The sequence below is a fragment of the Pseudomonas sp. E1BtOHC1 genome (assembly GCF_058744285.1).
On record NZ_CP196023.1, the window covers coordinates 3,892,001 to 3,907,014 of the forward strand.

The 15,014-nt window shown below is 64.0% G+C and carries 10 protein-coding genes; 2 read left to right on the top strand and 8 right to left on the bottom strand.

Annotation, left to right across the window (positions count from 1 at the left end; translation table 11 throughout):
* Nucleotide 1: 1 nt before the first annotated feature.
* Nucleotides 2-2,440 carry a hypothetical protein gene (locus ACSSVC_RS17950; RefSeq protein ID WP_492611110.1) on the bottom strand — a complete coding sequence of 813 codons (2,439 nt, stop codon included), beginning with the start codon at nucleotides 2,438-2,440 and terminating at the stop codon, nucleotides 2-4.
* Nucleotides 2,441-2,731: 291 nt separating this feature from the next.
* On the opposite strand from ACSSVC_RS17950, the gene ACSSVC_RS17955 reads away from it, so the two are divergent.
* Together ACSSVC_RS17955 and ACSSVC_RS17960 are read left to right on the top strand one after the other, a co-directional pair.
* Nucleotides 2,732-3,904 (top strand): NnrS family protein, encoded by a 1,173-nt coding sequence (locus ACSSVC_RS17955; RefSeq protein WP_404939689.1) that lies wholly within the window; start codon nucleotides 2,732-2,734, stop codon nucleotides 3,902-3,904.
* A 96-nt stretch (nucleotides 3,905-4,000) separates the two neighbouring features.
* The gene (locus ACSSVC_RS17960) at nucleotides 4,001-4,969 is read left to right on the top strand and encodes a sensor domain-containing diguanylate cyclase (protein WP_492611111.1); all 969 of its coding nucleotides are present in this window, start codon (nucleotides 4,001-4,003) and stop codon (nucleotides 4,967-4,969) included.
* A 63-nt stretch (nucleotides 4,970-5,032) separates the two neighbouring features.
* Here ACSSVC_RS17960 and ACSSVC_RS17965 read toward each other — a convergent pair whose 3' ends face one another.
* The 7 genes from ACSSVC_RS17965 to ACSSVC_RS17995 all read right to left on the bottom strand — a co-directional run bounded on the left by ACSSVC_RS17965 (nucleotide 5,033) and on the right by ACSSVC_RS17995 (nucleotide 14,977).
* Nucleotides 5,033-5,908, bottom strand: coding sequence for a PHP domain-containing protein (locus tag ACSSVC_RS17965; protein ID WP_404939691.1), 876 nt, complete (start codon nucleotides 5,906-5,908; stop codon nucleotides 5,033-5,035).
* Between the two features lie 81 nt (nucleotides 5,909-5,989).
* Nucleotides 5,990-7,600 carry an ABC transporter ATP-binding protein gene (locus ACSSVC_RS17970; RefSeq protein ID WP_492611112.1) on the bottom strand — a complete coding sequence of 537 codons (1,611 nt, stop codon included), beginning with the start codon at nucleotides 7,598-7,600 and terminating at the stop codon, nucleotides 5,990-5,992.
* A gap of 1 nt (nucleotide 7,601) precedes the next feature.
* The gene (locus ACSSVC_RS17975; RefSeq protein WP_199009713.1) at nucleotides 7,602-8,621 is read right to left on the bottom strand and encodes a microcin C ABC transporter permease; all 1,020 of its coding nucleotides are present in this window, start codon (nucleotides 8,619-8,621) and stop codon (nucleotides 7,602-7,604) included.
* Nucleotide 8,622: 1 nt separating this feature from the next.
* Complete coding sequence (locus ACSSVC_RS17980) at nucleotides 8,623-9,696, bottom strand: microcin C ABC transporter permease YejB (RefSeq protein ID WP_025128323.1); 1,074 nt, start codon at nucleotides 9,694-9,696, stop codon at nucleotides 8,623-8,625.
* A gap of 1 nt (nucleotide 9,697) precedes the next feature.
* Complete coding sequence (locus ACSSVC_RS17985; protein WP_446439949.1) at nucleotides 9,698-11,548, bottom strand: extracellular solute-binding protein; 1,851 nt, start codon at nucleotides 11,546-11,548, stop codon at nucleotides 9,698-9,700.
* The gene (locus tag ACSSVC_RS17990) at nucleotides 11,545-13,374 is read right to left on the bottom strand and encodes an extracellular solute-binding protein (RefSeq protein ID WP_346632767.1); all 1,830 of its coding nucleotides are present in this window, start codon (nucleotides 13,372-13,374) and stop codon (nucleotides 11,545-11,547) included. The genes ACSSVC_RS17985 and ACSSVC_RS17990 overlap by 4 nt, the downstream gene beginning before the upstream one ends.
* A gap of 172 nt (nucleotides 13,375-13,546) precedes the next feature.
* On the bottom strand, nucleotides 13,547-14,977 hold the full coding sequence (locus ACSSVC_RS17995) for a transglycosylase SLT domain-containing protein (protein ID WP_446439948.1): 1,431 nt from the start codon (nucleotides 14,975-14,977) through the stop codon (nucleotides 13,547-13,549).
* Between the last annotated feature and the right edge of the window lie 37 nt (nucleotides 14,978-15,014).

The window sequence follows — 15,014 nt, forward strand, 5'->3', positions numbered from 1 at the left end:
TTCAAGGGGGCGACTTGCTGAAGGCCGGGTGATGCGGGCGCGGCAACGCTTGCCAGGCGCTCGCCTGGGCCTGGTCGGCAGCGCACAGCCAGAGGCCCTGGTGTTCTTGCAGGGGGGCGGCGGGCAGGCGCAGCAACTCGGCCAATCCCAGGCTCAGGCCTCGACCCGGATCGGGGTCGTCCGCCGCTTCCCAGTCCCGTTCGAACAGGCGCAACTCCAGGTCCTGCCCATCGAAGTGCTGGAACAGCGGTCGATGACGCAGCCACTGGGGCGCGATCCGCAGGCTGCGTTCCTCGACATCCAGCAACAACAGCTGCCAGGCGCGGTAGCTGTCCTCGACGTCGAGCTGCAGCCGGGTCAAGGCCAGGTAGCGGGCATCGGGGGACCAGATCATCGACGGCGCGAGGTTCGCCAGGGCGCAGCCGCTGGCGGTGAGCAGGTGAGCACCGAGTCGCGGGCTGGTTTCCCGCAACCAGCTGTCGGCGTATTCGGTTTCACTGCCGAACAGCCAGGCGGCATCCCGGCCTCCGGGTGCCGGCTGGATAAAGTCGCCCTCGGCGATGGCGGCCTGGGGGCGATCCACCAAGCGCCAGTCGGCGATCGGCAGCAGTTGCTGCTCGGTGACCGCAAAGCGCTGGCGTTGATAACAGAGCTGGGAATCGTCCCGGTCGGTACAAAACGCCGCAGCGTGGTCCGGCGCGGGCGCGCTCTGATTGAAGCGTTGCAGGGGGCTGCCGGACAGCCCCTGGTCGAGGCGTCCGACGATGACCGCGAGGCTCAGTTGGCCATCGCGAAAATCCAGCAGGCGCGCCGCCAGCAAGGCCGGGCTGTGCAGCAGGCGTTGCTGCTGCAGGTCGGCCACCACCGCTCGGCCACTGACCTGTGGGGCCTCGGCAAACGGCAGCAAGGCCAGGTAGCGCTGGCAATCGGATACCCGGTGATCCAGCAGCCAGCGCCCGGGCAACTGCCAGTCGCCGATCCGGCAGGCGTAGGCGCCCAGGCCCTGATCGTCGTCAGCCAGCCAGCTCAGCAGCGCCCGCTGGCCGCCCAGCATCGGCGCCGACTCGATCTGGCTGTCACCGCGCAGGCCGGCACTGTCCAGAGGTTGCAGCACCTGGGTGCGGGCCAGGGGCAGTTCGGCCACTTGCAGGCGGCCTTGGGGGTCGTGGCCGCTGCCGGTCTCGGTGTCGCTGTGGATGCTGTGCAGGCGATAGCCGAAGCGGCCCCGGTCCGGTTCGGCGCAGTCCAGGTAGGCGCCATGGCGCAGGTGCTGTGAGTCCAGGCTCAGTAACGGGCCGGTAGAGAAGGACGGCTCCGTCGGGCTGGCGACCCAGGGCGCGGGCAAGAGTCGCCAACCCTGGCCTGCTTGCCACAGCCAGCAACCTTCTGCGTCCGCCTGATCCTCTTGGCGGGCCATGCAGGCCAGGGACTGGCCGTCGGCGCTCCAGCAGCGCGCAGCATCGGCGCGAATCAACAGGCCGCTGGGCTGGCCGTCGAGGCTCAGTCGATAGGGCGCGGCCTGCAGGGGTTCCAGGGGCTGGGGCAGGTCTCTGACACTGGCGGGCAGGGCCAGTTGCGCCTGGAGTCGGTGGCGCGCGTCCGGGGAGGATTCCTCGAAGCATTGCCGGGACAGGGCCGCCATCCAGTCGCCGGGTTCCAGCCAGAGATCGGCGATGGCCACCAGTTCGACGGATTCGGCGTCCTGGAGCAGGGCAGCCAGGCTGGCGTGGCGCGGGCCATTGTCCACCAAGGGGCTGTGGCGTCCGCTCAGGGTGTCCTCGGCGAAGGCATCCAGCTCCCAGAACTCGCCGTGGTCGCAGCGGTACAGCCGGCGCAACGAGCGGTCGAGGATCGCCAGGCCCCACTGTTGGCGCGAAGGCAGCGGGGCGGCGAAATAGCGCCCGTCACTGGAGAACCGTGCCGAGGAACCCAGCCCTTGCAACAGCACACCGTCCGGGAACAGATAATCGCAATAGGTGGGGCCGCCCATGGCGATCTCGCCGTGGTTGAACACCCGGATCGGCAGGCCTTCCGGGGTTTGTTGCGGTTCGCCGCCACCCCAGGCGCTGACGGCAGTGGCAGGAGGCTGCACCAGGCCCAGGCGGCGTTCCAGATGGCTGACCGCTGCCAGCCCGGCAAAGATGCTGGCGAAGGCTGCCGCGATGTCCCAGTACGCCGGCAGGGCCCGGCCCAGGCTGAAACCCAGGCCAAACGCCGCACTGATCATCAGTCGGGCCATGGCGCGAGCGGTTCTGAGCCAACCCAGGCGCGCCGCCAGGGCCATGCACGCGGCACAACCGAGCACCACGGCCAGGGCCTGGGGCGGGGGCAGCAAGGTGACGAAGAAAATCGGTACCAGCAGGGCGCACAACTGCCAGAGCAACTCCAGCAACAGGCGCGACAGGCTTTTCTCGGGCGAAACGCGAGAGGTGGAGGGCAACGAAGACATCCTTGTGCGGCAGAGGGGCTGGGGATGCCAATCTACGCTGGCGGCGGGAAAAACGCAGCTGGGAATTGGCGGTCATATTGACTTGATTGGTGTCTTAATGACCTTTTTCGATCGTTGTCAAAAAGACTGTTCAAGACCCAGGTCCCCAGTTTGCGGCAGGTCTGGCGCTGGCATGAATCGTGATGGGGATGGGTTATATCGCCACTGATTGGCCGAGGAGCCCCACGATGATCCGCTACTGCAATTGGCCACTGTCTGTCCTGAACCCGGGGAGGGCTGCCTGTGTCCTTGCCTGAACGTTGGCGGCAATGGGCCGCACAGCCGTTGTGGAGCCTGGGCTTCCGGCCGTTTTTCCTGACGGGGGCCGCCTTCGCTTGTATCGCCCTGATGGGTTGGGGCCTGTGGCTGCACGGTGGCTGGAGCGGGCGCCAGCCGGTGGGCGGGATGCTGGCCTGGCACCGCCACGAGATGCTGTTCGGTTTTTCCGTGGCCATCATTGCCGGGTTCCTGCTGACGGCGGTGGCCAACTGGACCGGGCGTCCGGGCCTCAGTCGCACGCCGTTGATCCTGCTGTGGCTGGTTTGGCTGCTGGCGCGGCTGGCTTGGTGGCTGCCGGTACCGGCGCCACTGTTCCTGGTGCTGCAAGTGGCGTTCATGCCGGCGCTGGCCGGGGTGGTGGGGCACGAACTGTGGCGCGCCGGCAAGCGTGACAACTACCCCATCGTGCTGATCCTGGGGCTGCTGACGGTGTTTCAGGGGTTGGCCTTGTGGGGGCTGCTGGGCCACCAGGAGCTATGGCAGCGGCGCGGCGAACTGGGGGCGTTGTGGCTGGTGGCGACCTTGATGACGGTGATCGGTGGCCGGGTCATCCCGTTCTTTATCCAGCGCGGGCTCAATCTGCCGCCGACACCGGCCGGGTCGCCCTGGCCGACCCGACTGTTACTGGTCGGTAGCCTACTGGCGGCCCTGTCCATGGCCCTGGGCGGCGGTGACGGGCCGCAGCTCTGGCTGGCCCCGTTGTTCGTCCTGCTGGCGGCCTTGCATCTGTGGCGCCTGTGGCGCTGGCACCGGCCGGGCGTGTGGCGTCTGCCGTTGCTCTGGTCGCTGTACCTGGCGTACCTGTGGCTGGCCCTGGCCACCCTGGGCATGGCCCTGTGGCACCTGGGCTGGCCGCTGCAACAGAGCCTGGTGACCCATGCTCTGGCGGTGGGCGGCCTGGGCGGGTTGGTGCTGGGGATGATCGCCCGGGTCAGCCTTGGCCACAGCGGTCGGCCGCTGCAGGTGACCCGGGCCATGGCCGGGGCTTTTGCCTTGTTGTTCCTGGCGGCGGTGTGCCGGGTCCTGCTGGTGCCGTTCAGCAGCTTGGGGTTGGGGCTCTCGGCGGTGCTGGGGGCGCTGGCGTTTGCCCTGTTCGTTGGCGGATATGCGCGGATTCTGCTGACGCCACGGCTTTGAGAGGCATCAATCAGGGACATCGAGCAACATCGCTACAAGGGAGGCAGTGGTCAAACTGGACTACGCTTGCGGTCTTAGCCGCGAATGGAGTCAGCGATGTTGTACCCAAGCAAACCCAACAATGAGGCCCTGCGAGTTCAGACCCTGAGGGAGCTGAATGTCCTCGATACTTCGCCGGAAGAGCGCTTCGACCGCCTGACCCGGCTGGCCAAGCGCCTGTTCAATGTGCCGATCGCCCTGGTCAGCCTGGTGGACACCGACCGGCAGTGGTTCAAGTCCTGCGTGGGATTGAGCGCCACGCAAACCCCGCGGGACATTTCCTTCTGCGGCCACGCGATTCTCGGCGACCAGATCCTCACCGTTTGCGACGCCGAACTGGACGAGCGTTTCCATGACAACCCGCTGGTGATCGGCGAGCCGGGGATTCGCTTCTATGCCGGTTGCCCATTGACCGTGCCCAACGGCAGCATGTTGGGCACCCTGTGCCTGATCGACGTCAAGCCCCGGGACCTGGACGACGAGGAGCGCACCCTGCTGCGGGACCTGGCGCGCATGGCCGAGCAGGAGTTGGCTGCGGTACAGATGGCCAGCATGGATGAGATGACCCTGCTGTCCAATCGTCGCGGCTTCGAAGCCCTGGCCCGACACGCCCTTGGGGTCTGTAAGCGCCTGGAGAAGCCGGCGACCCTGCTGTTTTTCGACCTCAACGAGTTCAAGCAGATCAACGACAGCTACGGCCATGCCGAAGGCGACGGGGCATTGAAGACCTTTGCCGATGTGCTGCGCATTGCCTTTCGCGAGAGCGATGTGATCGGCCGCCTGGGCGGCGATGAGTTCGTGGCCCTGCTGACCGCTGCCGATCACGTCGAGACTTCGGCGATCATGGCGCGCCTCGGTGAAATCCTCGATGAACGCAACGCCACCCTGAAACGCGGCTACGACATCCGCTTCAGCGTGGGGCAGATCGAGTACGACCCCGAGCGCCACGCCGGTATCGAAGAACTCTTGGCCGATGCCGACAAAGCCATGTATCTGCACAAGCAGGCCGGCAAGCGCGCCCATTGAGTTTTGCAGCAGACAAGCCCCGGACCCTGGAGCGGGGCTGCGACAAAAGGATATTGCATGCCGCTACTCGCTGCGTTCCATGAGCGGTGGCTCATATCCTTCCTCGATGTTCACCCCGGCGGCCCTGGCTCGAGTTTCCGCTTGCGAACGACGTTGCAGCAGTGCTTTCAACTGAGCCGGTAGCCGTGTTTTCCATTGTGCTCGTTGTTCCTCGGCAAAATCGCCGGCCCAGAACGTATCCAGTGACATCAGGTTTATGCTGATCAGGTAGACACCGGTTTCCAAGGGTGCGCTTTTCGAGTCGTAGCGCAGGGCTCGGACATGGGCAATGTAGTTGCCGTGATAGAGATACCAGTCATAAAACGTAGAGACGCCGAGCCATTCTTCAAGGCTCATTTCACGGTTGGCATCGAACAGCGGGTGGCTGAGCGGGTTGGTACCCAAGAGACTGTTTTTCCAGTCGAGTTTATTCAGTTCAGAACCGGGTATTCGTGGGTCCGAAGGGTAGTAGTACTTTTGCCATCCAGCGCTCTTCAACTCCCTGATGAGGCGATAGATCAGGTCCTTGTTTTGCTGATGGGGGCTGTTGTCCGGCAGGCCGCGAAGGTCGATGTTCAATGCCTGGATGTTGCTCGATGCCTTGCCATCAACGGCAATGCTCAAACCGGCTACCTGATCCAGCTCAAGAGTGCCCTCAGGCTCAGAGAGGCTCAGGTTCAGCAGCACGCCTCGCCGATCCGCTTCATACCAGCACATGTCGAGCGCATCCAGGCAGTCGGCGGTAAAGCTCACCGGGCTGTTTTTGAGGAATTGAGCAACCGGTGCGCCTAAACGGATATGAAGGCTTGCGAGGTTGCCCGGAGTCTTATTCGGGTCTTTATCTTGTGTGCTGTCGCAGCCGGCTAGAAAGATCAACAGCAACAGATAGCACCACTTCATGTTGGACTGTTCCCACGGGCGATCTTTGCGGTTTCATTTTCCATATGATTTTTTACGTCGAGCATCCGTTCCTGTTGCAGATTATTCGGCGCTTGCCGGAGCCAGGAAGGCGGCTTCCAGCAATTGCCGTGTGTACGGATGTTGTGGGAGGGCAAAGATGCTGCGCGCGTCGCCCTGTTCCACCACCTGGCCGTGCTTGATCACCATCAACTGGTGGCTCAGGGCCTTGACCACCGCCAGGTCATGGCTGATGAACAGGTAGGTCAGGTTGTACTTGCTCTGCAGCTTGCGCAGCAGTTCCACCACCTGGCGCTGCACGGTGCGATCCAGGGCCGAGGTCGGCTCGTCCAACAGGATCAGCCGCGGCTTGAGCACCAGGGCCCGGGCGATGGCAATGCGCTGGCGTTGGCCACCGGAAAACTCATGGGGGTAGCGGTGCCGGGTTTGTGGGTCCAGGCCCACCTCCTCGAGCGCTTCGATGATCGCTTGTTCCTGCTCCTGTTCGCTGCCGATCTTGTGGATGCGCAAGCCTTCGCCAACGATCTGGCTCACGCTCATGCGCGGGCTGAGGCTGCCAAAGGGGTCCTGGAACACCACCTGCATTTCCCGCCGCAGCGGCCGTACCTGTTGCTGGGACAGGGCGTCCAGCTGCTGTCCCTCGAACCGAATCCCGCCCTGGCTGGCGATCAGGCGCAGGATCGCCAGGCCCAGGGTCGACTTGCCCGAGCCGCTTTCACCGACGATGCCCAGGGTCTGGCCCTGGGGCAGGCTGAAGTGGATGCCGTCCACGGCCTTGACGTGATCCACGGTGCTGCGCAGCAGGCCTTTCTTGATCGGGAACCAGACCTTGAGGTTGTCCACTTCCAGCAACGGCGGGCCGATCGGGTTGTTCGCCGGGGTGCCGCTGGGCTCCGCCGCCAGCAGTTCCCGGGTGTAGGGATGCTGCGGCGCACGGAACAGATCCTCACAGGACGCCTGTTCGACGATGCAACCCTTCTGCATCACGCAGACCCGGTGGGCAATGCGCCGCACCAGATTCAGGTCGTGGCTGATCAGCAGCAGCGCCATCCCCAGGCGTGCCTGCAACTCCTTGAGCAGCTCGAGGATCTTCAACTGCACGGTGACGTCCAGGGCCGTGGTGGGTTCGTCGGCAATCAGCAGCTCCGGCTCGTTGGCCAGGGCCATGGCGATCATCACCCGTTGCCGCTGGCCGCCGGACAGCTCATGGGGCAGGGCCTTGAGGCGCTTGTGGGGTTCGGGGATGCCCACCAGTTCCAGCAGTTCCAGAGTGCGCTTGCTGGCGACCTTGCCGGTCAGGCCCTTGTGGATGCCCAGCACTTCGTTGATCTGCTTCTCGATGCTGTGCAGCGGGTTCAGCGAAGTCATGGGCTCCTGGAAGATCATGGCAATGCGGTTGCCGCGAATGTGGCGAATGGTCTTCTCGTTGAGGGTCAGCAGGTCATGCCCGGAGTAGTGGATGCTGCCGGACGGATGCTGGGCCAGGGGGTAGGGCAAAAGGCGCAGGATGGAGTGGGCGGTCACCGATTTGCCGGAGCCGCTTTCCCCTACCAGGGCCAGGGTTTCGCCGCGCTTGATGTCGAAGCTGATGCCTTCCACCACCCGCTGGCGATGCTCGCCGGCCACGAACTCGACAGCCAGGTCGCGGACTTCGATCAGATTGTCCTGGGTCATGTCATTTCCTCGGGTCGAAGGCATCGCGGGCGGACTCGCCGATAAACACCAGCAGGCTGAGCATCAGGGCCAGCACGGCAAACGCGCTCATGCCCAGCCAGGGCGCCTGCAGGTTGGATTTGCCCTGGGCCACCAGCTCGCCCAGGGACGGCGCGCCGGGGGGCAGGCCGAAGCCGAGGAAGTCCAGGGCGGTGAGGGTGCCGATGGCGCCCGTGAGGATGAAGGGCATGAAGGTCATGGTGGACACCATGGCATTGGGCAGGATGTGACGGAACATGATGGCGCCGTTCTGCATGCCCAGGGCCCTGGCCGCGCGCACGTATTCCAGGTTGCGCCCGCGCAGGAACTCGGCGCGCACCACGTCCACCAGGCTCATCCAGGAGAACAGCAGCATGATCCCCAGCAACCACCAGAAGTTGGGCTGCACGAAGCTGGCCAGGATGATCAGCAGGTAGAGCACCGGCAGCCCGGACCAGATCTCCAGGAAACGTTGCCCGGCCAGGTCTACCCAGCCGCCGTAGAAGCCCTGCAGGGCGCCGGCGATGACCCCGATGATCGAGCTGAGGATGGTCAGGGTCAGGGCGAACAGCACCGAGATGCGAAAGCCGTAGATGACCCGGGCCAGCACATCACGGCCCTGGTCGTCGGTGCCCAGCAGGTTGTCCGCCGAGGGCGGCGCCGGCGCCGGCACCCGCAGGTCGTAGTTGATGCTCTGGTAGCTGAAGGGGATCGGCGCCCAGAGCACCCAGGCATCCTTCTGCGCCAGCAGCTCGCGGATATAGGGGCTCTTGTAGTTGGCCTCCAGGGGAAACTCGCCGCCGAAGGTGGTTTCCGGGTAGCGCTTGAGGGCCGGGAAGTACCAGCCGCCTTCGTAGTGCACCACCAACGGCTTGTCGTTGGCGATCAGTTCGGCGCCCAGGCTGAGGATGAACAGCACCAGGAACAGCCAGAGTGACCACCAGCCGCGTTTATTGGCCTTGAAGCGCTCGAAGCGCCGACGATTGAGGGGGGACAGGTTCATCTCAATGCTCCCGGCTGTCGAAGTCGATGCGCGGATCGACCAGGGTGTAGGTCAGGTCGCCGATCAGTTTCACCACCAATCCCAGCAGGGTGAAGATGAATAGGGTGCCGAACACCACCGGGTAGTCGCGGTTGATCGCCGCCTCGAAGCTCATCAGGCCCAGGCCGTCGAGGGAGAAGATCACTTCCACCAACAGGGACCCGGTGAAGAAGATGCCGATGAAGGCCGAGGGGAAGCCGGCGATCACCAGCAGCATGGCGTTGCGGAACACATGGCCGTAGAGCACGCGACGCTGGGTCAGGCCCTTGGCCTTGGCGGTGATCACGTATTGCTTGTTGATCTCGTCGAGGAAGCTGTTCTTGGTCAGCAGGGTCATGGTGGCGAAGTGGCCAATCACCAGGGCGGTGACCGGCAGCGCCAGGTGCCAGAAGTAGTCGAGGATCTTGCGGCCCCAGCTCAACTGGTCGAAGTCGTTGGAGGTCAGGCCGCGCAGGGGGAACCAGTTGAAATAGCTGCCGCCGGCGAACACCACGATCAGCAGGATGGCGAACAGGAAGGCCGGGATTGCATAGCCGACGATGATCGCCGAGCTGGTCCAGACGTCGAAGTGGCTGCCGTGGCGGGTGGCCTTGGCGATCCCCAGGGGGATCGACACCAGGTACATGATCAGGGTGCTCCACAGCCCCAGGGAAATGGACACCGGCATCTTTTCCTTGATCAGGTCCACCACCTTGGCGTCACGGAAGAAGCTGTTGCCGAAATCCAGGGTGGCGTAGTTCTTGATCATGATCCACAAGCGTTCCGGCGCCGATTTGTCGAAGCCGTACATGTGCTCGATTTCCTTGATCAGGGCCGGGTCCAGGCCCTGGGCGCCGCGGTAGCTGCTGCCTGCCACCGAGACTTCGGCACCGCCGCCGGCGATGCGGCTGGTGGCGCCGTCGAAACCTTCGAGCTTGGCGATCATCTGCTCCACCGGGCCACCGGGCGCGGCCTGGATGATCACGAAGTTGATCAGCAGGATGCCCAGCAGGGTGGGGATGATCAGCAGCAGTCGGCGAACGATATAGGCCAGCATGTCATTGCACCCTGTCGGCCGCGGCCGCCTGGTCCGGGGCCGGTTCTACGGCGGGCTTGGCATCGGGTTTGATCCACCAGGTGTTGATGCCGATGTCGTACTTGGGCGCGACTTTCGGGTGGCCGATGTGGTCCCAGTAGGCCACGCGCCAGGTCTTGATGTGCCAGTTGGGGATCACGTAGTAGCCCCATTGCAGGACCCGGTCCAGGGCCTTGGCATGGGCCACCAGGCTGTTGCGCGAGTCGGCGTTGATCAGGCTTTCCACCAGGCTGTCGATGGCCGGGTCCTTGAGGCCGATGTAGTTGCGGCTGCCGGGCTTGTCGGCGCTGGAAGACATCCAGAACTCGCGTTGCTCGTTACCCGGGGAGTTGGACTGGGGGAAGCTGCCGACGATCATGTCGAAGTCCCGGGAACGCACCCGGGTGATGTACTGGGACACGTCGACCCGGCGGATCACCAGCTCGATCCCCAGGTCGGCCAGGTTGCGCTTGAACGGCAGCAGCACCCGTTCGAACTCGGTCTGGGCCAGGAGGAATTCGATCACCAGCGGCTTGCCCTGGGCGTCGACCATCTTGTCGTCGACGATGCGCCAGCCGGCTTCCTGCAGCAGTTGGTAGGCCCGGCGTTGCTGGGCGCGGATCATGCCGCTGCCGTCGCACTGGGACGGCGCGAAGGCCTCGTCGAACACCTGCTCGGGAATCTTGTCGCGCAAGGGTTCGAGGATGGCCAGCTCGTCGGGGCCCGGCAGGCCGGTGGCGGCCATCTCCGAGTTCTCGAAGTAGCTGCGGGTGCGGGTGTAGGCGCCATTGAACAGCTGCTTGTTGCTCCATTCGAAGTCCAACAGCAGGCTCAGGGCATGACGCACCCGCACGTCCTGGAATATCGGCCGGCGGGTGTTGAAGACAAAACCCTGCATGCCGGTGGGGTTGCCGTTGGCGATCTGTTCCTTGATCAAGCGTCCCTGGGCCACGGCCGGGGTGTTGTAGGCGTTGGCCCAGTTCTTCGCGCTCATCTCCAGCCAATAGTCGAACTGGCCGGCCTTGAGGGCCTCCAGCGCCACGGTGTTGTCACGGTAGTAATCGCTGGTCATCACGTCGAAGTTGTAGAAGCCGCGGTTGACCGGCAGGTCCCTGGCCCAGTAGTCCTTGACCCGCTCGTAGCGGATCGAGCGTCCGGCCTTGACCTCGGTCACCCGGTAGGGGCCGCTGCCCAGGGGCACTTCCAGGTTGCTCTTGGCAAAGTCCCGATGTTCCCACCAGTGCTTGGGCAGGACCGTCAGTTGGCCGAGGATCAACGGCAGCTCGCGGTTGTTGCTGTGCTTGAACTTGAACAGCACCCGCAGCGGGTCTTCGGCGATCACCTGATCAACGTCGGCGTAGTAGCCACGGTACAGCGGCGAACCGGCGCTCATCAGGGTCTGGAAGCTGAACACCACGTCCTCGGCGCGAATCGGCTGGCCGTCGTTGAAGCGAGCCTCCGGGCGCAGGTAGAAACGCACCCAGCTGTTGTCCGGGGCTTTCTCGATCTTGCCCGCCACCAGGCCGTACTCGGTGAAGGGTTCGTCCAGGCTCTGGGTCATCAGGGTGTCGTAGATCAGACCGATGTTGAGCTCGGGCACGCCTTTGCTGATGAACGGATTGAGGCTGTCGAAGCTGCCGAAGCCGGCCATGCGGAAGGTGCCGCCCTTGGGGGCCTGGGGGTCGACGAAGTCGAAGTGCTGGAAGTTCGCCGGGTATTTCGGCGCTTCGTTGTACAGGGTCAGGGCATGTTGCGGCGCAGCCTGGGCACAGCAGGCGATGACGCCGAACAACAGGCCGCTGGTGCGCAGGAGCAGGGCACGCAGAGGCATCATTGGGTGTTCTCCAGGGACTTCAGCCACCAGGCATTCAAGCCCAGGTTGTAGGGCGGCGTGGTGACGAAGGCGAACCGGTTACGGTAGGCCAGACGGTGATGGTTGAGGTACCAGTTGGGAATCATGTAGTGCTGCCACAGCAGTACCCGGTCCAGGGCGCGGCCGGCGGCCAGTTGCTCGTCCCGGCTCTGGGCGGCCAGCAGTTGTTCCAGCAGGTGATCGACAATCGGATTGTTGATGCCTGCGTAGTTCTTGCTGCCCTTGACCGAGACCTGGCTGGAGTGGAAGTACTGCCATTGCTCCAGGCCCGGGCTCAGGGTCTGGTTGAGAGTCATGAGAATCATGTCGTAGTCGAACTGATCCAGGCGTTGCTTGTACTGCGCTCGGTCCACGGTGCGCAGGCGGGCGTCGATGCCGATGCTGGCCAGGTTCTCCACATAAGGTTGGAGAATGCGCTCCAGGTTGGGGTTGACCAGCATCAGTTCCAGGCGCAGTGGCTGTCCGGCGCTGTTCTGCAGGCGCTGGCCATTGAGCTTCCAGCCGGCTTCGGCCAGCAGCGCCAGGGCGCGACGCAGGGTCTGGCGGGGGATGCCCCGGCCTTCGGTGCGCGGCAGGCTGAAGGCCTGGGTGAAGAGGTTGGGGGGCAGTTGTTCGCGGTAGGGCGAGAGCAGCAGCCACTCATGGCCCACCGGCAGGCCCGTGGCGGAGAACTCGCTGTTGGGGTAGTAGCTCAGGGTGCGCTGGTAGGCGCCGCTGAACAGGGTGCGGTTGGTCCATTCGAAGTCGAACATCAGGCCCAGGGCCTCACGCACGCGAACGTCGGCGAAGAGGCTGCGCCGGGTATTCATGAACAGGCCCTGGGTCTGGGTCGGAATCTGGTGCGCCACCTGGGCCTTGATCACCTCGCCGCGCGTGACCGCCGGGAAGTTGTAGCCATTGGCCCAGTTCTTGGCCTGGTGCTCGATGTAGATGTCGAACTCACCGGCCTTGAAGGCTTCGAAAGCCACATCGCTGTCGCGGTAGAACTCCACCTCGACCCGGTCGAAGTTGTTGAAGCCGCGGTTGACCGGCAAGTCCTTGCCCCAGTAGTCCTTGACCCGTTCGAACACCAGTTGGCGTCCGGGCTGGACCTGGGTGATGCGATAGGGGCCGCTGCCCAGGGGCGGGGTGAAGGTGGTGGCCTTGAAGTCGCGGTCTTTCCAGTAGTGCTGGGGCAGGACCGGCAACTCTCCCAGGCGCAGGATCAGCAGGGGGTTGCCGGCGCGCTTGAACACGAAGCGGATGCGCTGCGGGCCGAGGATGTCCACCCGCTGCACTTCCTGCAGGTTGGTGCGGTATTGCGGGTGGCCGTCCTTGAGCAGCAGGCGATAGGAAAACGCCACGTCGTAGGCGGTGATCGGCTGGCCATCGTGAAAGCGCGCCTCGGGGCGCAGGTTGAACACCACCCAGCTGCGGTCCTCGCTGTACTCAACGGAGCGGGCGATCAGGCCATAGCTGGAGGTGGGTTCATCGCCGGAGGGCGCGTAGAGGCCGGTGCCGACCATCAACGGCTCATTGAGCTCGTTGACGCCGTATTGCAGGAAGTTCGGCGTGGCTACCGGGCTGATACCCTTGAAGGTATAGGGGTTGAGGGTGTCGAACGTGCCAAAGGCCATGACCCGCAAGGTGCCGCCTTTGGGCGCCACGGGATTGACCCAGTCGAAGTGGGTGAACTTGGCCGGGTACTTGAGCGTGCCAAACTGCGCATAACCATGACTTTCAGTGATCGTTGCGCTTGCGGGAAAGCTCAAGGCCAGACTGATGAAGAACAGAAGGAGGGGACGCATCGAGTCAGAGATCCGATCCAGGCGGCTTGGGCTTTGTGCTCCGTACAGTAACAGCTTGTATCAGCAGGAAAAAGCTCGCTGGCGCGCGCTTTGTGCAATTGAAATCTCCTGTAGGAGCCGGCTTGCCGGCGAAGGCTGTTCGCCGGCAAGCCGGCTCCTACAGGGGCGGATTTCAGTGCGGCAGGTAAACCGTCAGCATCTGGCCGGGCTTGAGGGCCTGGGCCGCGCGCGGGTTCCAGCGCTTGAGGTGCTGCATCTCGACGTTGAAGCGCTTGGCCACGATGTACAGCGAGTCGCCTTGCTTGACCTTGTATTGGGTCGATTTCTGCTTGCCGCTGCTGGCGACAGTGGTTTTTTTGCCCGCGGTCTTTCGGGTGTCCTGCATCACCAGGGTCTGGCCGACCTTGAGGTTCTTGCCGCTGAGCTTGTTCCAGCGTTGCAGGTCCTGCACATCCACCTTGTTGGCCTTGGCGATCAGGGTCAGGTTGTCGCCGTTCTTGACCCGGTAGATGCGCTTGGGCCGCAGCGAGTCGCGGCCTTCATCGCGGTCGAAGACCGGCTTGAGGGAGCGCTTGCTGATCAGCTCTTCGGGTTTCATGGTGGACAGGCTGGTGGTCAGCAGCTGGGCCTTGGACGTCGGCACCAGCAGGTGTTGCGGACCATCGACGGTGGTGCGCTGCTTGAACGCCGGATTGAGCTGGAACAGCTCGTCCTCGTCGATGTTGGCCACCGCCGCGACCTTGGACAGGTCCATGCGCTGGTTGATCTCCACCACCTGGAAGTAGGGTTCGTTGGCGATGGGGTTGAGATTGACGCCGTAGGCTTGCGGGGCTAGCACCACCTGGGACAGGGCCAGCAGCTTGGGTACATAGGCCTGGGTTTCCGTCGGCAGCGGCAGGTTCCAGTAGTCGGTGGGCAGGCCGAGCTTCTCGTTGCGCTCAATGGCCCTGCTGACCGTACCTTCACCGGCGTTGTAGGCGGCCAGCGCCAGTAGCCAGTCGCCGTTGAACATGTCGTGCAGGCGGGTCAGGTAGTCCAAGGCCGCGGTGGTCGATGCGGTGATGTCGCGTCGACCATCGTAGAAGCGGGTCTGGCGCAGGTTGAAGTAGCGACCGGTGGCCGGAACGAACTGCCAGAGGCCTACCGCATCGGCCCGGGAATAGGCCAGCGGATTGTAGGCGCTCTCGATCACCGGCAGCAGGGCCAGTTCCAGCGGCATGTTGCGCTCTTCGAGACGTTCGACGATGTAGTGGATATAGAGGCTGCCGCGCTCGCCGGCATTTTCTAGGAAAGAAGGGTTGCTGGCGAACCACAGGCGCTGCTGTTCAATACGCGGGTTGACGCCCAGGCCTTCTTGCAGTTGGAACCCTTGGCGCATGCGTTCCCAGACGTCCTGGGGTATTTGCGGGCTTGGCTGGGTGCTCAGCCAGATGGGTTTCTGCTTGATGCGGGCGTTGAAATTCTGTGTGTGTGTCGCGTCGCTCTGCGGGGCATGGCCGGTGCTTTGGCAGCCCGCAAGAGTCGCTGACACAGCTACCGCGATGGCCTGGGCCAAGCGCGTCAATGCGTCTGAACTGATGGAATAACGAATAGATGACGACATTGGCTGGAAGTAAGTTCCGGGCAAAAATGTCGGGCGA